This window comes from Pseudonocardia hierapolitana, assembly GCF_007994075.1.
Classification (GTDB): domain Bacteria; phylum Actinomycetota; class Actinomycetes; order Mycobacteriales; family Pseudonocardiaceae; genus Pseudonocardia; species Pseudonocardia hierapolitana.
Window position 1 is genome coordinate 3,698,232 of the sequence record NZ_VIWU01000001.1, and the last position, 20,392, is coordinate 3,718,623.

18 protein-coding genes and 1 tRNA gene are annotated in these 20,392 nt (G+C 72.1%); 15 read left to right on the forward strand and 4 right to left on the reverse strand.

What is annotated here, in order from left to right:
* Positions 1-2: 2 nt before the first annotated feature.
* Positions 3-407 (reverse strand): VOC family protein, encoded by a 405-nt coding sequence (locus tag FHX44_RS17655; RefSeq protein ID WP_147261271.1) that lies wholly within the window; start codon positions 405-407, stop codon positions 3-5.
* Between the two features lie 293 nt (positions 408-700).
* Positions 701-774, reverse strand: a tRNA-Gly gene (locus FHX44_RS17660).
* A gap of 183 nt (positions 775-957) precedes the next feature.
* Here FHX44_RS17660 and FHX44_RS17665 point away from each other — a divergent pair.
* Together FHX44_RS17665 and dcd are read left to right on the forward strand one after the other, a co-directional pair.
* Positions 958-2,088 (forward strand): UDP-N-acetylglucosamine 2-epimerase, encoded by a 1,131-nt coding sequence (locus tag FHX44_RS17665; RefSeq protein WP_147256793.1) that lies wholly within the window; start codon positions 958-960, stop codon positions 2,086-2,088.
* Between the two features lie 18 nt (positions 2,089-2,106).
* Positions 2,107-2,688 carry a dCTP deaminase gene (dcd, locus tag FHX44_RS17670; protein ID WP_147256794.1) on the forward strand — a complete coding sequence of 194 codons (582 nt, stop codon included), beginning with the start codon at positions 2,107-2,109 and terminating at the stop codon, positions 2,686-2,688.
* A gap of 72 nt (positions 2,689-2,760) precedes the next feature.
* Here dcd and FHX44_RS17675 read toward each other — a convergent pair whose 3' ends face one another.
* Positions 2,761-3,393 (reverse strand): class I SAM-dependent methyltransferase, encoded by a 633-nt coding sequence (locus FHX44_RS17675; RefSeq protein ID WP_147256795.1) that lies wholly within the window; start codon positions 3,391-3,393, stop codon positions 2,761-2,763.
* A gap of 34 nt (positions 3,394-3,427) precedes the next feature.
* Here FHX44_RS17675 and FHX44_RS17680 point away from each other — a divergent pair, with 34 nt between their 5' ends.
* Both FHX44_RS17680 and FHX44_RS17685 read left to right on the forward strand, forming a co-directional pair.
* Positions 3,428-4,429 (forward strand): AraC family transcriptional regulator, encoded by a 1,002-nt coding sequence (locus FHX44_RS17680; protein ID WP_212612530.1) that lies wholly within the window; start codon positions 3,428-3,430, stop codon positions 4,427-4,429.
* Positions 4,430-4,509: 80 nt separating this feature from the next.
* Positions 4,510-5,352, forward strand: a complete 843-nt coding sequence (locus FHX44_RS17685; protein ID WP_147256796.1) for a cytochrome d ubiquinol oxidase subunit II — start codon at positions 4,510-4,512, stop codon at positions 5,350-5,352.
* A 27-nt stretch (positions 5,353-5,379) separates the two neighbouring features.
* Here the strand turns inward: FHX44_RS17685 and FHX44_RS17690 are convergent, their stop codons facing one another.
* On the reverse strand, positions 5,380-7,791 hold the full coding sequence (locus tag FHX44_RS17690; protein ID WP_246170454.1) for a 4Fe-4S dicluster domain-containing protein: 2,412 nt from the start codon (positions 7,789-7,791) through the stop codon (positions 5,380-5,382).
* Positions 7,792-8,222: 431 nt separating this feature from the next.
* On the opposite strand from FHX44_RS17690, the gene FHX44_RS17695 reads away from it, so the two are divergent.
* From FHX44_RS17695 to FHX44_RS17745, 11 genes are all read left to right on the forward strand, one after another.
* Entirely contained in the window at positions 8,223-8,483 is a 261-nt protein-coding gene (locus tag FHX44_RS17695; protein WP_147256797.1) for a hypothetical protein, read from the forward strand.
* Positions 8,483-8,947, forward strand: a complete 465-nt coding sequence (locus tag FHX44_RS17700; RefSeq protein WP_147256798.1) for a hypothetical protein — start codon at positions 8,483-8,485, stop codon at positions 8,945-8,947. Before FHX44_RS17695 ends, FHX44_RS17700 begins: the two co-directional genes overlap by 1 nt.
* Positions 8,934-11,966 (forward strand): ATP-binding protein, encoded by a 3,033-nt coding sequence (locus FHX44_RS17705; RefSeq protein WP_425469139.1) that lies wholly within the window; start codon positions 8,934-8,936, stop codon positions 11,964-11,966. Before FHX44_RS17700 ends, FHX44_RS17705 begins: the two co-directional genes overlap by 14 nt.
* Positions 11,966-13,891, forward strand: a complete 1,926-nt coding sequence (locus FHX44_RS17710) for a hypothetical protein (protein ID WP_147256799.1) — start codon at positions 11,966-11,968, stop codon at positions 13,889-13,891. Before FHX44_RS17705 ends, FHX44_RS17710 begins: the two co-directional genes overlap by 1 nt.
* Positions 13,881-14,477, forward strand: a complete 597-nt coding sequence (locus tag FHX44_RS17715; RefSeq protein ID WP_147256800.1) for a hypothetical protein — start codon at positions 13,881-13,883, stop codon at positions 14,475-14,477. The genes FHX44_RS17710 and FHX44_RS17715 overlap by 11 nt, the downstream gene beginning before the upstream one ends.
* Before the next feature lie 18 nt (positions 14,478-14,495).
* Entirely contained in the window at positions 14,496-15,515 is a 1,020-nt protein-coding gene (locus FHX44_RS17720) for a C40 family peptidase (protein WP_147256801.1), read from the forward strand.
* Between the two features lie 57 nt (positions 15,516-15,572).
* Positions 15,573-16,001, forward strand: a complete 429-nt coding sequence (locus FHX44_RS17725; RefSeq protein ID WP_147256802.1) for a hypothetical protein — start codon at positions 15,573-15,575, stop codon at positions 15,999-16,001.
* 187 nt (positions 16,002-16,188) lie between these two features.
* Complete coding sequence (dnaK, locus tag FHX44_RS17730) at positions 16,189-18,057, forward strand: molecular chaperone DnaK (protein ID WP_147256803.1); 1,869 nt, start codon at positions 16,189-16,191, stop codon at positions 18,055-18,057.
* Entirely contained in the window at positions 18,054-18,743 is a 690-nt protein-coding gene (gene grpE / locus FHX44_RS17735) for a nucleotide exchange factor GrpE (protein ID WP_147256804.1), read from the forward strand. The genes dnaK and grpE overlap by 4 nt, the downstream gene beginning before the upstream one ends.
* 19 nt (positions 18,744-18,762) lie before the next feature.
* Positions 18,763-19,947: a molecular chaperone DnaJ gene (gene dnaJ, locus FHX44_RS17740; RefSeq protein WP_147256805.1), complete on the forward strand. Its 1,185-nt coding sequence runs from the start codon at positions 18,763-18,765 to the stop codon at positions 19,945-19,947.
* Positions 19,944-20,381 carry a heat shock protein transcriptional repressor HspR gene (locus tag FHX44_RS17745; RefSeq protein WP_147256806.1) on the forward strand — a complete coding sequence of 146 codons (438 nt, stop codon included), beginning with the start codon at positions 19,944-19,946 and terminating at the stop codon, positions 20,379-20,381. The genes dnaJ and FHX44_RS17745 overlap by 4 nt, the downstream gene beginning before the upstream one ends.
* Positions 20,382-20,392 lie beyond the last annotated feature (11 nt).

Sequence of the window (20,392 nt, forward strand, 5' to 3'; positions counted from 1 at the left end):
GATCAGGGAGAGGCGGCGGGGCCGAGAAGGTCCCAACGGTTGCCGGCGACGTCGCGGAAGACGGCGACCCGGCCGTAGGGCTCAGTTCGGGGCTCGGTGAGGAACTCGACGCCGGCGGCGTGCATTCGCCGGAAGCTGGCGTCGAAGTCATCGACGCGGAGGAAGAAGCCGACCCGACCGGCGTGCTGATTGCCGATCGCAGCGATCTGGTGTTCGCCGTCGGCGCGGGCGAGGAGGATGCCGGTCTCTGCGCCCGGCGGGCGGACGACCACCCAGCGCTTGGGACGGCCGTCGTTGGTGTGGGCCGGCGAGTCCTCGGCCAGCTCGAATCCCAGCGCCTGGGTGAAGAAGGCGATCGCGTCGTCGTAGTCCTCGACGATTATCGCGGTGAGCTGCAGGACTGCCATGAACGCAACGATGACAGCATCTGGTTTCGCGGGCGGTGGCAGCAGGTGGAGTGGCGTTGCAGCGGACGCGCTGGTGTTCACCGGCGTGCAGGGTCGGGCGCTGTTACGGGGATCTGGAGTCAGCGGGTGACCGTCTGTTCGCTCTCGTGGATGAGCACCGGGGCCGGCGGCGCGCATCCGAGGGTGACGAGGTCGCTTCCTAGTTGCTGTGCTGTTGCTGCGAGCCCTGTCGACCATGGGAACGATGAAGGCCCAGCTCCGGTGTGGACACCGTGTGAGCTGGGCCTTTGCGGTGGAGCGGATGACGGGAATCGAACCCGCGTTCTCAGCTTGGGAAGCTGATGTTCTACCATTGAACTACATCCGCATGGTGCGATCGAAGCCTAGCATCTCACGCTGCGTCACCGCCAAGCCCCGTTGCGTACGACCATCAGGGTGGTTCTCACCCTTTCGGAACCAGTAGTTGAGACGGACTCTCGACGCCCGGTCCATGCCAGGTTCACACTCCAGGGACCCGTCAGGCCAGCTCCCCCGGCCGAAGGATCTTGCCATGACCGAGTTCGAAACGTCGCTTGGCGCGCTCCCCGACCCCGAGCACGACCACGACGTCCTGCTCGTTGCCGGCAGCCTCCCCGAGGTGGCGCGGCTCGCGCCGGTCTCCACCGCGTTCGCCGAGGCCGACCGCATCCGCGCCATCACGGTCGCGACAGGACCCGACCCGATGTCGGTCCACGAGGCCTTCGAGGCGCTCGGGGTGCCTGCGGACGTCACCGTGCTGCTGCGGGAACCGCCTGCCCCGCACCCCGCCGCCATAGCGGCCACGCTCATGGCGCGCCTCGACGAGGTGCTCGTCGATCTCGACCCGTCGGCCGTGATGGTCTACGGCGGTGGCATGACCGCGGCGGTGGCCGCACAGGTCGCGTTCTGGCGGCAGATCCCGGTTGTGCACCTGCAGAGCGGGGTGGCCACCGACGACCTGCTGTGCCCCTTCCCGCAGGAGGCCAACCGCCGCATCATCGGCCAGCTCGCGTCGCTGTTCCTCGTGGCGGAGCAGTCCGGGACGGGTAGCTCGGTGGGGCCGAACGCGATCGCGGTCGGCGAGACCATGACGGCCAACCCGCAGCCCGCCGACCTGTGGTTCGCGCGCCTCGTGCGGCGGGTGTGGGCCGGCGGGCCGCGCCTGGTGCTGGTCGGGCTGGACCGCAACGACTCGCTCGGCGTGCTCGCCGGTCTCCCGGACCTCCTCGAGCACGAGCCGGGCATCGAGATCGTGGTGTTCGGGAAGCTCGCCGGTCACGGCGCCGCCTACCCGTTGCTGGAGCACGAGCGGGCTAGGGTCGTGAGCAGCATGCCGCTCGCGGAGCTGGTGCAGCTGGTCGCCGCGAGCGCCGTGCTCGTCTCCGACGACCCCGACCTGGTGGCCGACGCGCCCGGGCTCGGCACGCCTGCCGTGCTCGTCGACGGGCCGAACATCCCGCAACCGGGCGACTCGATCCGCAGCATCCTGAGCCCGGCCGTCATGACCACGGTCCGGCAGATCATCGCCACTGCCGGGATCACCCCCGTCACCCCGTCGGACGGGCTCGCGGCCGCGCGCGTCGAGCAGGCGGTCGCGTGGATGTTCGGGCTGTGCCCGTCGCCGCTGCTCGGCTCGCAGTCCCCGACGAACACCCAGGTCTGAACTAGCTACCCTTGCGCGGTGCTGCTGTCCGACGGTGACCTGCGCAAGGAGATCGACGCCGGTCGGCTGGTGCTCGACCCGTGGGACGAATCGATGCTCCAGCCGTCGAGCATCGACGTGCGCCTCGACCGCTTCTTCCGCGTCTTCCAGAACTCCCGCTACACCCACATCGACCCGGCCCAGCAGCAGGACGAGCTGACCTCGCCCGTCGAGACCCAGGGCGACGAACCGTTCGTCCTGCACCCCGGGGAGTTCGTGCTCGGCTCGACCTTCGAGGAGGTCGCGCTGCCCGACGACCTGGCCGGCCGGCTCGAAGGCAAGTCGAGCCTCGGGCGGCTCGGCCTGCTCACCCACTCGACGGCCGGCTTCATCGACCCCGGCTTCACCGGGCACATCACCCTCGAGCTGTCGAACGTCGCGAACCTGCCGATCACCTTGTGGCCGGGGATGAAGATCGGGCAGCTCTGCCTGTTCCGGCTCTCCAACCCCGCCGAGCGGCCCTACGGCAGCCAGGGCGTCGGCTCCCGCTACCAGGGGCAGCGGGGCCCGACGCCGTCCCGGGCCTACCGGAACTTCCACCGGGCCGACACCCGGCGCTAGTGCTTCCCGCCGGAGGTTCGTCGGGGGTATCGGTGGCCGCCGAGACCCTTGGCGAACTTCCGGCGGGGAGCACTAGCTGCGGCTCGCGCGGTAGAAGGTGGTGCGGAGGCGGCCGCGCTCGCCGGTCCGCACGTCGGTGAGGCCGGCTTCGCGCATGCGGTCGGGGATGCCCTCGCCTGCGTTGTCCCGCAGGTACTCGCTGCGCGCCATCCGGTGGCGGAAGCCGCCCCCGTGGTGGCCGGCGATGTCGACCAGGTGAAGCTGCCCGCCCGGGCGCAGTACGCGACGGATCTCGGCGAGCGCGCGGTGCTTCTCCGCGTCGTCGAGGTGGTGGAACATGAACGCGGAGAGCACCCGGTCAACGCTCTCGTCCGGATAGGGCAGCTCGCCCGCCTTCCCCTGGTCGAAGCGCACGGGGCGGCCCGCGCGCTCGGCCTTGCGGCGGGCCCGGGCGAGGGCGAGCGGGTCTGGGTCGATGCCGACCAGTTCCGCGTCGGGATGCATGCGGTGCGCGCGGAGCGCGAGGTTGCCGGTGCCGCAGCCGATCTCGAGCACCCGGTGCCCGGGTTCGATGGCGGCCAGCTCGACGAGGCGCCGGTGCACGCGCGGTGCGCCCAGCAGCCAGGTGAACGGGTCGTAGAGCGGCAGCAGCCGGTCCCTGCCCATCGCGGGCAGGTAGTCGTGCTCGTGATGGCTGTGGGCCATGGCGGCGGTCCCTCTCGGATGTGACGATGTTCCGATGTCACACTCCAGGCTGGAGGGGTCGGAACCTGCTGCCAAGGGACGTTCGTCGGAGGTGCCAGGACTATCTTCGGTCCTCGTTCGAACGGCGGCCGGCAGCGGTGTGCCGGTCTACGGCTACCGCCGGGTGCCCGGAGTCCCACCGGTCGGTGTGGTCCGCGTTCGGGACGGCCACACGAGGCCGGACATCGTTCCCCCCAGCCCGCACGCCCACGACTTCCTCGTGCTCGTGTACGTCGAGCGCGGCGGTGGACGGGTGCGGCTGGACGACCGGGAGTGGCAGGTGGAGGCCGGTGACGTGCTCTTGGTGGCCCCCGGCGAGGTGGTCACGTTCGTCGAGCGCGAGCTGCACGCCGCCGACGGCTGGTCGGTGTACTTCCCGGCCGACGTGATGGAGCCGGGTGACCTCGGCGCGTTCCTGTCATGGCGGGCCCATCCCCTGCTCTTCCCCTTCGTCAGGGGTGTGGCGGGCGGGGCCCAACGGCTGCACGTCCCGCCGGGCGAGCGTCCCGCGTTCGTCGAGCACATCGTCGCGGTCGAGCGGGAGGTGCGGGAGCGGCGCGACGGGTGCAACGAGGCCGCGATCGCGCACCTCACCCTGCTGCTCGTCGCGGTCTCGCGGCTCGCGGCCGACCTCTCCGACGGGCTCGTCCTCCGCGACGAGCCGCAGCTCGCGGCCGTCTTCGACGCGATCGAGGCAGGCTTCCGCGGACCGCTGACCCTCTCGGACGTCGCCGCGACGGTCGGCCTCACGCCGGGCCACCTCACCACCGTGGTGGGGCGCAAGACCGGCCGCACGGTGCAGCAGTGGATCACCGAACGGCGGATGGTGGAGGCGCGGCGGTTGCTCGCCGAGACCGAGCTGACCGTCGAGGCCGTCGGCACCCGCGTGGGCTACCGGGACCCCGGCTACTTCGCCCGGCGGTTCCGGCGCGCCCACGGCGCTTCACCGCTCGAGTGGCGCCGCGCCGGAGCGCCGCAGAGGGGGAGAACACAGTAATCTCGGGCCGCGTGGAACCGCCGCGCGAACCCGGCCGCCCCCCGTGGCTTCCCGAAGCGCGTCCGGCGTACCCGCCGCCCGTGCCGGTCCCGCCCGGCCCGGCCCCGGGCAACGGCTCGCGGCCGCCCCGCCCGCGGTTCGACTGGCGACGCTTCTCCCGCTCGCCCCGGGGAGCAGCCGGGCTCGCCGTCCTGGCGGCCGCCCTGCTGCTCTGGCCGTTCGCCGGCTTCTCCTGGATCCCCTGGATGATCGGGATCGCCGCTCTCGTCGTGCTGCGGTTGTTGCGGCTCGACGGCCCCCTCCGCGGCTGGGACATCCCGCTCGCCGGCCTCGCCGTCGTCATCGGGCTGATGGTGAGCACCGGGCCGTGGGCGTGGGCCCTCGCCGCGAGCATCGGCGTCCTGCTGGCCGGGCTCGCCCAGCTGCCCTGGTGGCGGCTCGCGGCCGTCGGGGCGGTGCTGTGCGTGGTGAGCGGGATCGGCTTCGGCCTGTCGGTCCACCAGGACCGGGTCGAGCTGGAGCAGATCCAGGCCAGGGCCGGCGATCCGATGCGCGTACAGCTGGGCGAGACGCGGGCCGCCCGGGTCCTGCCCGCAATCCTCACTGCCGTGCAGGAGGACGACGCAGACCCGATCTGCCGCCTCCTCACGCCCGAGGCGGAGGCTCAACTCCTCGGGGCCGTGCGCACGGGGAGTTGCCCGGATGCCGTGGCTGAGCTGCACCGCCGGGTCTCGGGGGCGCCTGGCCAGGACGAGAAGAGCGTGCCCCAGCCGCAGTCATCCCCGGACGGCCTGGTCGTCGACGCGTGCTCGACGGCATGGTCGAGCGCCGCCGGGCGGGAGGTCGGACGCATCCTGATCATGCAGACCGACCCGGCCGTCCAGCGCTTCGCCGTGCGTGGCTTCGCTCCCTGCGCGGGCTGAGAGGCGCTTCCGCGCTACACCGACCCGTCAGCGCTCCTGATCGTGCGCTGATCCGTCGGCGTGGGCACCCTTCGGCTCGGCGCCTCCGGTCCCGGCGCCGCCGACCGAGACGTCGCCCGCCGGATCCGCCTGGGCGGCGGCCTCGTCGCCAGGACCGTTCGCGCGCGTGCCGCTGGCCGGGGTCGTCTCCGCGGTGTGCGGCGCCCCGGCGCCTAGGGTGTCGACCGCGTCGGTGACGTGGCCGTTCTCGGTCGCGTCACCGCGCTTGACCGCGGCGAGCAGCATCTGCGACACGTCGAGGATCTCGACGCCTCCGCCCTTGTCCTCGCTCTGGCGCTGCGTGAGGCCGTCGGAGAACATCACGCGGCAGAACGGGCAGCCGGTGGCGATCTTCTCGGCGCCGGTGCCGAGCGCCTCGTCGACCCGCTCGAGGTTGACCCGCTTGCCGATCTTCTCCTCCATCCACATGCGGGCGCCGCCCGCGCCGCAGCAGAAGGACCGGTCGGCGTGCCGGGGCATCTCGGCGAGCTTCACGCCGGCGGCGCCCACGAGCTCGCGGGGTTCGGCGTAGACCTCGTTGTGCCGGCCCAGGTAGCACGGGTCGTGGTAGGTCACGTCGGTCATCGCGTCCGGGGCGGAGACCGGCACCAGCTTGCCCTCGCGGACCAGCTTGTTGAGCAGCTGGGTGTGGTGCACCACCTCGTAGTGCCCGTCCAGCTGCGGGTACTCGCGGCCGAGCGTGTTGAGGCAGTGCGGGCAGGTCGTCACGATCTTGCGGGTGCCCGGCTCCCGACCCTCGAACACCGCGTTGAGGACCTCGACGTTCTGCTGCGCGAGCATCTGGAACAGGAACTCGTTGCCCGAGCGGCGCGCCGGGTCACCGGTGCACGACTCCTCGGGGCCGAGCACCACGTAGTCCACGCCGGCGCGGTGCAGCAGCTCGGCGGTGGCGCGGACGGTCTTCTTGGCGTTGTCGTCGAACGCGCCCGCGCAGCCGACCCAGAACAGGTACTCCGTGTCGGCGGACAGCTCGCCGTCGAAGACCGGGACCTCGAAGTCGAGGTTCTTGGTCCACTCGAGCCGGTCCTTGGCGTTCTGGCCCCAGGGGTTGCCCTTGTTCTCCAGGTTGCGGAACAGCACGCCGAGCTCGGACGGGAACTCCGACTCGATCAGCACCTGGTGGCGGCGCATGTCGACGATGTGGTCGACGTGCTCGATGTCGACGGGGCACTGCTCCACGCACGCCCCGCAGGTGGTGCACGACCAGAGCACGTCGGGGTCGATCACCCCACCCTGCTCCAGCGTGCCCACCAGCGGACGGCCGGCCTGCTCGGGGCCGGAGCCGCGCACGCGCTCGAAACCGGACTCCGGGACGCCGTGGCCGGGGTGCGCGGTCAGGCCGGCGGAGAAGTCGATCGACCCCTCCTCCGGGGCGTCCTTGCCGCCGATGATGTAGGGGGCCTTGGCGAGGAGGTGGTCCCGCAGGTCCATGATCACGAGCTTCGGGGACAGCGGCTTGCCGGTGTTCCACGCCGGGCACTGGCTCTGGCAGCGGCCGCACTCGGTGCAGGTCGCGAAGTCGAGCATGCCCTTCCAGGTGAAGTCCTCGACCTTGCCGCGGCCGAACGCCGCCTCGTCGGGCGGGTCCTCGAAGTCGATCGGCTTGCCGTCGTGCTCGATCGGCTGCAGCGGGCCCAGCGCCTTGGGCAGCCGCTTGGCCGACACGTTGAGCGGGGCGGTGAAGATGTGCAGGTGCTTCGAGTAGGCGATGATCACCGTGAACACGAGCATCACGCCGATGTGCAGCAGCAGCCCGACGCTCTCCAGCACGAACAGCGTGGGCTCCGACAGGCCGGAGAACAGCTGCCCGACCGCCAGTGAGACGAACGCCCCCGATTCGTAGGGGAACACGCCCAGTGCGGAGGACGCGCCGCGGAAGAAGAACATCGTCCACAGCACGTTGAAGATCATGAACAGGATCAGCCAGGCGCCCCCGGTGTGCGAGCCGTAGAACCGCGACGCCCGCTCCAGCCGCTGCGGGGCGTTGCGGATGCGGATCACCGAGAACACGGCAAGCGAGATGAGCGCGGCGGAGGCGATGAAGTCCTGCAGGAACCCGAGGACGGGCCAGCGGCCGATCAGCGGGATGTGGAAGTCGTGGTCGAACAGCGCGCCGTACGCCTCGAGGTAGACCGTGATCAAGATCACGAACGCCCAGAACGTGAAGAAGTGCGCCAGCCCCGGCACCGACCACCGCAGCAGCTTGCGCTGGCCGAACACCTCCACGAACTGCGCTTTGATCCGCTCGTTCACCTGCTGGAGCCGGTCACGCGCCGGTTGGCCGGACCTGATCAGCGTGTAGAGCCAGTAGGCGCGGCGGCCGGACACCGCCAGTGCGAGCACTGTCATCGCCAGGCCGATGACGAGTCGGACAACCACGGCTTTCCTCCCAGGGCTGGCGCCGCGGGTGGTGGACCGCGGGCCGTTGCGGAGCAGGGTAGACCCGTGCTCCCCGCCGGCCGGCTGCATCGTTCCGGCTGATCAGGCCGCAACCTACTCGCCGGTAACAGCGGAGCGCGATGTGACCCTAACCCGCCGTCGGGGATCGCGCCGCCGGGTACGAGGCGGAAATTCGTCACTCAACCGGTCCAGATCGAGGGCTCTCGATCTTCTCGTTCACCCCTGCGGCGCGCCGAATTGCTGTCCGTGTCACTCGGCTCTGACGCGCGGGCGACCCTCTATGCTCGCCCTGGTCAGCATGGTCTACTCGGGCGCGAAATGCCCGACAGTCCAGGGTCGGGCGTCCACCAGCCCGAGGTGGTCGGGTACGCGGCGAACTCGGGTTGGCAGCGCCACGAGGAGGAGCCGTCATGACCGGACCACAGGTGCTCGTACTGCAGGCGCAGGCTCTGAGCACCGGCGGTCTTCAAGGGTGGATCCAGGACAACGTGATCCCGCTCATCCTGCTCGGCATCGCGATCATCCTCCTGTGGATAGGGGGCAAGGGGGACAACGCGGGCGTCGCGCGCCGCAGCGTCGGCCTGATCGTCGGCCTCATCGCCCTCGGCATCGCGGTGTCCGGCAACGGCCCGGAGATCGGCAGCTTCCTGGCCGGCCTCCTCGTCGGGTGATGCTGGTCCGCACCGACGACGAGATCTATCGCGTCGACTCCGTCTGGCTCGGGCCGCCGCGCGCCACGTTCCCCTGGCGTGCGAGGTACGTGAGCTACGGGCTCGGCCTCCTTGTCATGATCGTGATCATGTTCGTCCAGCGTCGGGTCGGGATCGGGCTCGACTTCTTCTCGGTCGCGTGGGCGCTCGTGCTCACCGTGCTGATCACGCGGTTCATCGGCCAGCGCATCGACTACGAGCGCCCGCTCGGGCAGGTCGTCGGGCTCTTCCGGCACGAGATCACGGGGCCGCGCAGGCGCACGGCCGGGACGGGCGGGGTGATCCGCTCGAGTCACGTCCGGGTCGGTCCGGTGGCCGGATCGCGCAAGACGCGCCGCGCCTCGCCCCGGCGCGGGGTGCAGCAGCAGGCAGGGCGCCGGGTGCAGCCCGGCAGCCGGAAGGGACATTCGCGTGTCACGAGGTGACGCGGGCCGGAGACCCAACGAGCGCGCGAGCCGGCGCCGCGGTCGTGCGCTCGCAGGGGACGGCGGGCTGCCGACGTACGAGCCCAACATCGCGCTGCGCTCCATCGAAGGGCACCTGACCCGCACCGGCACGCAGGTCATGGCCTGGTACCGGCTCGCGGCGCAGGCGTGGAGCTTCCGCAGCGACTCCCAGCGCGAGGCGTTGATCCGCCAGATCGCGGCGCAGCTCGGCGAGCTGCAGGGCCGCTGGCTGCACCTGCGTGTCACCACGCGGCCCTACCCCGTGCACATGTGGGCGGAGTCGTTCGACCACAACGCGCTCGGCCGGATGCCCGACGTCGCGGGTGCGCTCGGCTGGGACGGTTTCCTCGAGGGCGAGCAGCGCCACCTGATGGGCCTGTCCATGTCGGACAAGGAGGTGTTCCTCGGCATCGAGGTGTCCGGGCGCCGCACCCTGGACCGGTGGGTCGAGCGCGCCGCCCCGGTGCTCGGCAAGGTCGCTCCGGCCGCGGTCCGCGCGGAGATCGCCGCGCTGTCCTCGGAGGTCGCCCACCTGGACGCGCTGGTCGCCGGGGCAGGGCTCGACGCCGTGCCGGCCTCGTCCGACGACATCGCGTGGCTGATGCACCGGTCCTGCTCGCTCGGCCTGCCCGCGCCGCGCACGCTGAACGTCGTGCCGGGCGGGTCGCACCGGTGGGAGACCGAGGACCTCGCCGCGTTCACCGACGGCGTCGAGATGCACCAGGAGCCCTACGCCCCCACCGTGCAGGTGGTGGGGCGGCTGCGCGCGCAGACGGTGAGCCGGAACGTCGCGGTCCTCTCGCTCGGCCTGATGGAGGGCCTGCGCATCCCCGAGGTCGACGACCCGTGGATGCAGCACTCGGACCGGCTGCCCTTCCCGGTGGAGTGGTCGGCGCGCATCTACGTGCGCAAGCCCGAGGAGGTCGCGGGCGAGCTGCAGCGCCAGATGGGCAAGGTGCGCAGCCAGATCCGGCACTACACCCACGACCACGACCTCGACCCGCCGATGTCGCTCGCCCGCCAGGCCGACCGCGTGCTGGAGGTCGAGGACGAGCTGACGAGCGGGCTCACCCAGCTCAACACGCGCCTGTACGGCTGGTGGCGGATCGCCGTCTCCGGCAAGGACGAGGCCGAGGCCATCAGCCGCGCCCAGCAGGTGCTCGACGTCTACCGGCCGAAGGTGCAGATCGAGCACCCCGAGGCCCAGTACCGCTACGCGCGCGAGTTCATCCCGGGCGAGCCGCTCGCGTCCACCGCGTACCGCAGGCGTGGTTCGGTCATGTGGGCCGCGGCGGCCGTGCCCGCAGCCACCGCCTCCGTGGGCGACCGGCGCGGCATCATGATCGGCGAGACCTGCACCGCTACGCGGCGACCGGTGGCCTGGGACCCGTGGCTCGCCCAGGAGGTGCGCCGCGCCTCCGGGCTCACGGCCGTGGTCGGTGGCCTCGGGTCCGGGAAGTCGTTCCTGACCGGCCTGATCACCTACAAGACGCTGCGGGCGGGGGCGCGCTGGACGCTGCTGGACCCGTCGGGTCCGCTCGCACAGCTCACCCGTCTGCCCGAGCTGGCGCCGTTCTCCCGGCACATCAACCTGCTGCGGGCCGACCCGGGCATCCTCAACCCCTACCGCGTGGTCGCCGAGCCGCGTCCGGAGCACTTCGCCGACGAGGAGGACCCCGAGCGGGCGTGGCGCCGGGAACGGTCGCTCGCCGCGGCCACCCGCCGCAGGCTCGTCCTCGACGTCCTCACCGGGCTGCTGCCCTACGACGTCGCCCGGATCCCGCACACCCGGATCGTGCTGCTGCGTGCGGTGCGGGAGGTCGGCGGCGCTCCCGACCGGCACCCGGGCCAGGTCATCGACGTGCTGCGCCGCCACGCCCGCGACGGCGAGGACCACGCCGGTGTCGTGGCCGACTTCCTGTCCGAGCGGCGGGAGCTGCCGCAGGCCGCCCTGTTGTTCCCGGACACCTCCCGCGACGACCCGTGGCAGGCCGACCGCGACTACCGCCTCACGGTGCTCACGATGCAGGGCATGACGCTGCCCCGGCCCGGCAGCCCGCGCGAGGAGTGGACCGACGCCGAGGCCCTCGCCGTCGAGCTGCTGAACCTCGCCTCCTGGCTCACGCAACGCACGATCTACGACGCCGACCGGAACCTGCGCAAGGGTGTGGCGCTGGACGAGACGCACTTCCTGTCGCAGGTGCCCACGGGCAAGGTGCTGATCGACCGGCTCGCCCGTGACTCCCGCAAGTTCAACGTCCGCGCGCTCTTCGCGTCGCAGCTGGCGGGCGACCTGCTGCGCGTCTCTGGGTTCGCGTCGCTGGTCAACGCCGTGTTCGTCGGCCGCACCGACGACGAGGAGGCCCAGCGGGACGCGCTGCGGCTGCTCAAGGTGCCCACCGGCGTGGGATACGAGCAGATGCTCGGCACCCTGTCGCCGCGCCCGCGCAACGACGACCGGCCCGACGACACCCCGCGCCAGTTCATCTTCGCCGACGGCCACGGCGGCGTGGAGAAGATCCGGATCGACCTCGAGGCACCGCACCTCGAGCACGTCCGGGAGGCCCTCGACACCAACCCGGACGCGAACCGGATCTCCGTGAGCGGCGCACCGGTCGTCACCCCGCCCGCGGTGCGCGCGTCCGACGAGCAGGCGCCACCTCGCCGGGTGGTGCTCGGCCGCCCGGTCGGCCCCGTCGTCGACGTGGGTGGCGACCTCGGCGAGGATCTCGTGCCCGTGCCCGCCGAGCTCGACGGTGACGAGGAGTTCGAGGACCTCGACGACGTGGATGGCCTGCTCGTCGGCCGTCCCGGCGCCGCCGCCCGCAACGGCGACGGCCCCCGGCTGCGCCACGACGAGGATCTCGACCTGCTGGGCGACGTCGACCCGGGCATGGACCCGGACGTGGACCTCGACGAGCCGTCCGCGCCGCCCGGCGAGAGCAACGGTCACTCCGCCGAGGGCCGCGTACCGGCGGCCGGGGAGGCCCGTCGGTGATGTCCGGAGGCCTCCCGGCAGCCGAGGGCTGGCTGCCGGTCGCCCTGGTGATCGCGGCGGCCGTCACCGTCGCGTTGCGTCGCCGCCGCGCCCGGCGGCATCGCGGAGTTCCCGGCGCGCGGCCGCGCAGGCGCATGGCGGTGCTGGTCGTCGCCGGGCTCGTCGGCGGCTCGGTCCTGCTCGGGCAGCCCGCGTTCGGGCAGGGCTTCGACTGCAGGGAGTCGCCGGAACCGGACCGGCCGGGCACCGGGCTCGTCGGGTCGCTCGACGCGCCGCGGGCGTCGGGCGGGGTCGAGGGAAGCGTCTACCGCGAGGTCGGCTACGCCGGGCTCGTCTGGCACAACTACGACATCGGGTGCGCCGGCGCGGCGTTCAACCCGTCGACCACCACCGACACCTGGCTGGGCAACCAGGCCCTGAACGTCGCGAAGTTCGTGGTCGGCGGCGTCAACTGGGCGCACTACCTCATCGCCGACGGCGGCGAGCTGCTCTCGCCGCTCGACCAGCTGATCGGCGACGGCACGCGGGCGATGTACGACGCGGTGTTCACCACCTTCATCGGCCCCGTGCTGTTGGTGCTGGCCGTGATCCTCCTGGTGCTCGCGCTGCGCGGTGACCTGGCGCGTCAGACGCAGCGGGCGGCGCTCGCCGTGGTGGCGCTCGTCGTCGGGTCCGCGGCCTACCTGGCGCCGGTCGACTGGGCGAAGGCGGCCGATGGCCTGCTGCTCGACGGCGTCACCCAGATGCAGGAGGGCTTCCTCGGCCAGGTCGGCCTCGGCACGAGGGACACGCTGCCGACGGTGCTCGTCGACCAGGTCGTCTACCAGAACTGGCTGCGCGGCGAGTTCGGCGCGCCGGACGTACCGCAGGCCCAGGAGCTGGGCCGCGACCTGCTGCGGGCGCAGACGTTCACCATCAACGAGGTCGCCGAGCGCCGGGACACCTTGGCGCTGGCCGAGCAGAAGAAGGCCGACTTCGCCGCGATCGCAGCGCGCATGGGCGACCGGTACCCGTACTTCCAGGGCGAGGCCGGCAGCCGCGTCGGCGCAGGCGTCCTGGCGGTCGTCCAGGCGATGTGCATCGCGCTGTTCCAGCTCCTGTCCAAGGTGCTCGTGCTGGTGGCGATGCTGGTGCTGCGGTTGATGGTGATGACGGCACCCGCCGTCGCCGTCGTCGCGATCCTCAAGCCGGACATCATGCCTGCGCTGCTGCGCGTCGCGGGCGCGGCGATCGTCAACACGCTCGTGGTCGGGGCGCTCGCCGGCCTGCACGCGCTGCTGGTCGTGTCGCTCTTCCGGCCCGGTTCGGGGATCGACCTGTGGCTGGCGCTGCTCGTCACGGGTGTGGTCACGGTGGTCCTGTGGGCCGTCGCGCGGCCCTTCCGGCGGCTCGTGTCGATGGTGTCGCTCACGCGCGAGCAGTTCGGCGGCATCGTGCCGGGCGCAGGCACCGGGCCGCTGTCGCGGGTGTGGCAGCGGGTGCGTGGCGCCCCCGAGGGCGCAGACGATCGCCAGACCCGGTGGTGGGACGAGCGGCGCGGTGCGATGGCGAGCGCGGGCCGTTCCGAGGGACTGCGGCCGGAGTCGGAGCCCGGCCTGCGGGTGTCCGCGCCCGCCGCGGACGTGCCTGCGCCCAGGACCGCGGGGGCGGACAGGTCGTCGCCCGCGTTCGTTCCGAGCGCGCGCCGCCCGGCGTTGCCTGCGCCTCCCGACGACGGGGTGGCGACCGGCGGGATGCCGAGCTGGAACGACTCCGGCGACGTGGACGACCGGGTGATCTACCGCAGGCCCGACGCCGTGCCGCTGCGCCCCGGCGACGTCCGCCCGGTGCAGGCCGAGATCGTGGACGGCGTGCCGGTCTACCGCATCTACCGGCCGCGCGCGGAGCAGACGGTCCACTTCCCCGGCGGCGGCCGTGCCGATTAGGACGCCGCACGGCCGGTCCGCTGCGTACCGGGCGATCTGGGCGTGGCCGTTGCGGTCACCGTTGCGGCTCGCGGTCACGACGGCCCTCGTGATCGCCGTGGCGGTGGGTGCGACCTTCGCGATCGCCGCGCTCGGCCCGGGGCGTGCGGCCAGCGGACCTGCGGATGCCTCCGGCGGGCTCACGTCGGATGGCCGCGCACCGGCGGCCGCCCGCACGCCGACGCCGACGATGCTGCCGCCGGTCCCCGAGCTCACCCCGTCCCAGCTGCCGCTCTCCGCGGCGCCCAGGGCGGCGGTCGAGGTGGCCGCGCGGTGGGCAGGGGCGTGGGTGCGCCCGCGGGCGGGCACCACCGCGCAGGAGTGGCTGGACGGCCTGCGCAGCACCACCACCGACGAGTACCTCGGGGTGCTCTCGGGGGTGGACCCCGAGAACATCCCCGCGACGCGTGTCACCGGCGAGCCCCGCCCCGTTCGGGTCGCCGCGCGCTCGGTGCAGGTGGAGGTGCCGACCGACAGGCTGAAGCTGCTCGTGCTGGTCGTGCGCACCGAGGACGGCTGGCGCGTCGCCGGCTACGACCGGGAATGAGACGGCGGGGCACACGAGATGCGCACCTTGCGTCCGCTGCGGCTGCTCCTGCCGGTCGTCGTCCTCGTCGCGGCGCTCGGCCTCTTCCTCGGCGTCGGTTTCATGGCCTTCACCGCGAGCACCGGCGGCTTCAGCGGCGGGACACCCGGTTACGGCGCGTGTGATCCCAGTGTGCGCGCCCCGGTCGGTCCACTGGCCGGTAGCCGGGCCGGTACCCGGATCGGTGACCTGAGCGATGAGCAGCGGCGGAACGCGGCAACGATCATCGGGGTCGCCCGTGACATGGGGGCGCCGCCGCGGGCGTGGCTGATCGCGCTCGCCACGGCGATGCAGGAGTCGACGCTCCGCAACATCAACTACGGGGACCGCGACTCCCTCGGGCTCTTCCAGCAGCGCCCCTCGCAGGGATGGGGTTCGCCGGCCCAGGTCACCGACCCTGTCTACGCCACGCGCATCTTCATCGAGCGCCTGCTGGAGGTCCCGGCCTGGGAGGCCATGCCGGTCACGGTGGCGGCGCAGACCGTGCAGCGGTCCGCCTTCCCGGACGCCTACGCGAAGTGGGAGGGCCTCGCCGCCGAGCTGGTGCAGGAGCTCGCGGACGTCGCCGACCCGACGGGCTGCGGGCGCACCGCGGTGCTGCCGGAGGGCGTGGCGGGCGCGGCGATCGCGTTCGCGCTCGGTGAGGTGGGCAAGCCCTACGTCTGGGGCGCCACCGGCCCGAACACCTACGACTGCTCGGGTCTCATGCTGCGCGCCTTCCAGGCGGCGGGGATCAACCTGCCGCGGGTGTCGCGCCAGCAGTTCTACGCGGGCGGGCACGTCCCGATCTCCCAGGCGCAGCCGGGTGACCTGCTGTTCTACGCCACCGACCCGTCCGATCCCTCCACGATCCACCACGTCACGATGTACCTGGGCGACGACCAGATGGTGGAGGCGCCCTACACCGGCGAGCAGGTGCGGGTACGGCCCGTGCCGTGGAACTTCAAGGAGCTCGTGCCGCTCGCGACGCGCCCGGGCACCACGCCGAACACCGCATAGCGGTCTCGATACTGTCGGCCTCGGCCACCAGCACGACCAGGAGTCAGTGAGTCAGACATGCCCCCCGACAGCTCCGTCCCGGCATCCACCACGCCGGTGCAGGACTACCTCGACCGGCCCGCACTCGGTGCGACCGAGGACCACCTCGTGGTGCCGCGCTCGCTCGCGCAGTCGATGCCCCTGCGTTGGCAGCAGGTGTTCGTCGGGCTGCTCGCCGACCTGCACGACGCGTACGGGCACCTGCCGTGGCCCGACTACAAGGTGGTGCCGAGCCGCTGGGAGCTCCTGGTCGACCTCGACGAGGAGCAGCTCGCAGCCGCGGGCTACCACGCGGACCTCGGTCCGGAGGGGCAGCTGGAGTACGCCGACGCGGACGAGAACGTGGTGGCCGACCCGGAGCACCACCGGGTGCTCGCCCCGGTGGAGGACCCGCTGCCGCCGGCCTCGGCGGGCCGCGTGGAACCGCGCCCGGCCGCCCCGCTGTAGCCGCCCCGGATCCGCCGGTCGGGCGGCCGGTCGAGGCGGGCCGGGAACACGATCGCATTCCCCTGCGTTGGACGGGTCGAGCAAGTTGAGCGTGGCCGACTCAAGACGTCAGGGGCGCGGTGAGCCGCGCCCGTGGCAGACTTGAGTGAAGGCAGCTCAAGCTACCCCATCATCGGAGGCACACACCATGGCTCGTGCGGTCGGCATCGACCTCGGGACCACCAACTCCGTCGTCGCCGTCCTCGAAGGTGGCGAGCCGACGGTCATTGCCAACTCGGAGGGCTCGCGCACCACGCCGTCGGTCGTCGCGTTCGCTCGGAACGGCGAGGTGCTCGTCGGCCAGTCGGCGAAGAACCAGGCCGTCACCAACGTGGACCGCACCATCCGGTCGGTCAAGCGGCACATCGGCACGAACTGGACCACGCCCGACGTCGACGGCAAGAAGTACGCCGCGCAGGAGATCAGCGCCCGCGTGCTGCAGAAGCTCAAGCGGGACGCTGAGGCCTACCTGGGCGAGGAGATCACCGACGCCGTGATCACCGTGCCCGCCTACTTCGAGGACGCGCAGCGCCAGGCCACCAAGGAGGCCGGGCAGATCGCGGGCCTCAACGTGCTGCGCATCGTCAACGAGCCCACCGCGGCCGCGCTGGCCTACGGGCTCGACAAGGGCGAGAAGGAGCAGACCATCCTCGTCTTCGACCTCGGCGGAGGCACGTTCGACGTGTCGCTGCTGGAGATCGGCGAGGGCGTCGTCGAGGTGAAGGCCACCAACGGCGACAACCACCTCGGTGGCGACGACTGGGACGAGCGGATCATCAACTGGCTCGTCGAGAAGTTCAAGAGCAGCAACGGCATCGACCTGACCAAGGACAAGATGGCGATGCAGCGGCTGCGGGAGGCCGCGGAGAAGGCGAAGATCGAGCTGTCGAGCCAGTCGACGGCCACGATCAACCTGCCCTACATCACGGTCGACGCCGACAAGAACCCGCTGTTCCTGGACGAGACGCTCTCGCGCGCCGAGTTCCAGCGGATCACCTCGGACCTGCTCGACCGCACCCGTGCCCCCTTCAACCAGGTGATCAAGGACGCAGGCATCTCGGTCGGCCAGATCGACCACGTCGTCCTCGTCGGCGGTTCCACCCGCATGCCGGCGGTCACCGACCTGGTGAAGGAGCTCACCGGCGGCAAGGAGCCCAACAAGGGCGTCAACCCGGACGAGGTCGTCGCCGTCGGCGCGGCCCTGCAGGCCGGCGTGCTGCGCGGCGAGGTCAAGGACGTCCTGCTGCTCGACGTCACCCCGCTGTCCCTGGGCATCGAGACCAAGGGCGGCGTGATGACCAAGCTCATCGAGCGCAACACCACGATCCCCACCAAGCGGTCGGAGATCTTCACCACGGCCGACGACAACCAGCCGTCCGTGCAGATCCAGGTGTTCCAGGGCGAGCGCGAGATCGCGGCCTACAACAAGAAGCTCGGCATGTTCGAGCTCACGGGTCTTCCACCCGCTCCACGCGGCGTGCCGCAGATCGAGGTCTCCTTCGACATCGACGCCAACGGCATCGTGAACGTCTCCGCGAAGGACCTGGGCACCGGCAAGAGCCAGGCCATGACGATCACCGGTGGATCCGCCCTCGGCAAGGACGAGATCGACCGGATGATGCGCGAGGCCGAGCAGCACGCCGAGGAGGACAAGAAGCGGCGTGAGGAGGCCGAGGTTCGCAACCAGGCCGAGTCGCTCGTCTACCAGACGGAGAAGTTCGTCAAGGAGAACGACGAGAAGCTGCCCGGCGACGTCAAGGACTCGGTCAACGCCGCTCTCGGCGAGGCGCAGACCGCGCTGAAGGGCACCGACACCGACGCCATCAAGGCGGCGATGGAGAAGCTCGCCACCGAGTCCCAGAAGATGGGCTCCGCCCTGTACCAGCAGCCGGGTGCCGAGGGCGCGACCAGCGCCAACCCCGGTGACGCGGGCGCGGCCGGTGGCCAGCAGGCCGGCGGCGGGGCCGACGACGTGGTGGACGCCGAGATCGTCGACGAGGAGAAGGACAAGAAGTGACGACCCACGACCGCAACGAAGGCGCCGAGAACGGCGACGGGGAGCGGGTCGTGGTCCGGGACCGGCGCCGGATCGACCCGGTCACCGGCGAGGTGCGGCCCCCGGCCGAGCGGTCGGCCGGGGCCGGCCCCGACGCACCGGAGCAGCCCGCCGAGCAGGCTGTCGGACCGGACTCCGTCGCGGCCGCTGAGCTCGCTTCGCAGGTCGCCGAGCGCACCGCCGACCTGCAGCGGGTCACCGCGGAGTACGCCAACTACCGGCGGCGCGTCGAGCGCGACCGGGAGAGCGTGCTGGTCGGGGCCCGTGTGCAGTTCGTGTCCGAGCTGCTCACCGTGCTCGACGACCTCGACCGCGCGGAGGCCCACGGCGACCTCACCGGCCCGTTCAAGTCGGTGGCCGACAAGCTGGTGGCCGTCACCCAGAAGCTCGGGCTCGAGCCGTTCGGGCTGGAGGGCGAGCCCTTCGACCCGTCCGTCCACGAGGCCGTGCAGCACGAGGCCAGCACCGTCCAGGGGCCCACGGTCACCGTGGTCTCCGCGGTGCTGCGCCGCGGCTACCGCATCGCCGACCGCGTGCTGCGGCCGGCGATGGTCACGGTGGCCGACCGTGCCGACGACCTGGCGCAGGCCGACCCCCGGAACGGCGACGCCACCACCACACCAACCGATCCGGCCGTAGAGCCCTGAGACAGGCAGAGGAGGCGGAGTGACCCAGCGGGACTGGATCGAGAAGGACTTCTACCGCGAGCTGGGCGTCGCCTCCGGCGCCTCGGCGGACGAGATCAAGAAGGCGTACCGGAAGCTCGCTCGCGAGCTGCACCCGGACGCCAATCCCGGCGATGCCAAGGCCGAGGCCCGATTCAAGGCCGTGTCCGAGGCGTACGGGGTGCTGTCCGACGAGAAGAAGCGCCGCGAGTACGACGAGACTCGTGCGCTCTTCGCCGGTGGCGGCGGGTTCGGCGCCGGGGGCTTCCCCGGTGGCTTCGGGTCCGGCGCCGCCGGTCAGGGCTTCGACCTGAACGACCTGTTCGCACGGGCCGGGACCGGGGGAGCCCCCGGTCCCGGCGGGCTCGGTGACCTCTTCGGTGGCCTGTTCGGCAACCGGGGCGCCGGTCCCACCACCACCCGCAGCCAGCGGGGAGCCGATGTCGAGAGCGAGCTGCGGATCGACTTCGTCGACGCCGTGCGCGGGGCCGAGGTGCAGCTGCGGCTCACCTCGCCCGGCCGCTGCGAGCGCTGCGGCGGCACCGGGTCGCGGCCGGGGAGCACCCCGCGCACGTGCCCCACGTGCGGTGGTGTCGGCCTGGTGAGCCGCAGCCAGGGCGCGTTCGCGTTCTCCGAGCCGTGCCGCGACTGCCGCGGCACCGGCCGGATCATCGACGACCCGTGCCCCGATTGCGCAGGCGACGGCGTGAGCACGCGCACCCGCACGATCACCGTGCGCATCCCGGCAGGGGTGGCCGACGGTCAGCAGATCCGGCTCAAGGGCCAGGGCGAACCGGGCCGGGGCGGCGCACCGGCGGGCGACCTGTACGTGAAGGTGCACGTCACGCCCCACCGGCTCTTCGGCCGGTCGGAGCGCAACCCGGACGACCTCACGCTGACCGTTCCGGTCACCTACCCGGAGCTCGTCCTGGGGAGCACGGTCACCGTGCCCACGCTCGATTCCACGGTGTCGCTGCGGGTCCCGGCCGGCACGGCGAGCGGCCGTACCTTCCGGGTGCGCGGGCGCGGGGTGCAGCGCAAGGGCAAGACGGGCGACCTGCTCGTCACCGTCGAGGTGGCGGTGCCGTCCCGGCTCGACGACAAGGCCACCGAGGCGTTGGAGTCCTACGCAGAGGCCACGAAGGAGTTCGACCCGCGAGCCGACCTGCTCGGAGGTGCGCGATGACCACCGATGGCCACGGGCTGCCGCCCGGCACGAACATGGACAGCCCCATCTTCGTGATCTCCGTGGCGGCCGAGCTCGCGGGCCTGCACGCCCAGACACTGCGCAGCTACGACCGGCTGGGGCTGGTCAGCCCCGGCCGGGCGGCCGGCGGTGGGCGGCGTTACTCGCCGCGCGACATCGCGCTGCTGCGCGAGGTGCAGCGGCTCTCCCAGGAGCAGGGCGTCAACCTGGCCGGCATCAAGCGGATCATCGAGCTGGAGCAGGTGGTCGACGAGCTGCGTGGTCGCCTGGAGGAGCTGGAGCAGGAGCTGGCCGCCGCCCGCGTCGCCGCCGAGCAGGCCGCGGCCGCGGTGCACGCCTCGTACCGGCGTGACCTGGTGCCGGTCGACCGGCGCCAGGCACTCGTCGTCTGGCGGCCGAAGCCACGCAAGTAGCAGGTCCTGCT

Excerpts from the sequence above, each read along its gene's own strand:
- FHX44_RS17655 (WP_147261271.1), bottom strand. The coding sequence starts at position 407 with ATGGCAGTCCTGCAGCTCACCGCGATAATCGTCGAGGACTACGACGAC.
- FHX44_RS17665 (WP_147256793.1), top strand. The coding sequence starts at position 958 with ATGACCGAGTTCGAAACGTCGCTTGGCGCGCTCCCCGACCCCGAGCAC.
- FHX44_RS17675 (WP_147256795.1), bottom strand. The coding sequence starts at position 3,393 with ATGGCCCACAGCCATCACGAGCACGACTACCTGCCCGCGATGGGCAGG.
- FHX44_RS17680 (WP_212612530.1), top strand. The coding sequence starts at position 3,428 with ATGTCACACTCCAGGCTGGAGGGGTCGGAACCTGCTGCCAAGGGACGT.
- FHX44_RS17695 (WP_147256797.1), top strand. The coding sequence starts at position 8,223 with ATGACCGGACCACAGGTGCTCGTACTGCAGGCGCAGGCTCTGAGCACC.
- FHX44_RS17700 (WP_147256798.1), top strand. The coding sequence starts at position 8,483 with ATGCTGGTCCGCACCGACGACGAGATCTATCGCGTCGACTCCGTCTGG.
- FHX44_RS17710 (WP_147256799.1), top strand. The coding sequence starts at position 11,966 with ATGTCCGGAGGCCTCCCGGCAGCCGAGGGCTGGCTGCCGGTCGCCCTG.
- FHX44_RS17720 (WP_147256801.1), top strand. The coding sequence starts at position 14,496 with ATGCGCACCTTGCGTCCGCTGCGGCTGCTCCTGCCGGTCGTCGTCCTC.
- FHX44_RS17725 (WP_147256802.1), top strand. The coding sequence starts at position 15,573 with ATGCCCCCCGACAGCTCCGTCCCGGCATCCACCACGCCGGTGCAGGAC.
- dnaK (WP_147256803.1), top strand. The coding sequence starts at position 16,189 with ATGGCTCGTGCGGTCGGCATCGACCTCGGGACCACCAACTCCGTCGTC.
- FHX44_RS17745 (WP_147256806.1), top strand. The coding sequence starts at position 19,944 with ATGACCACCGATGGCCACGGGCTGCCGCCCGGCACGAACATGGACAGC.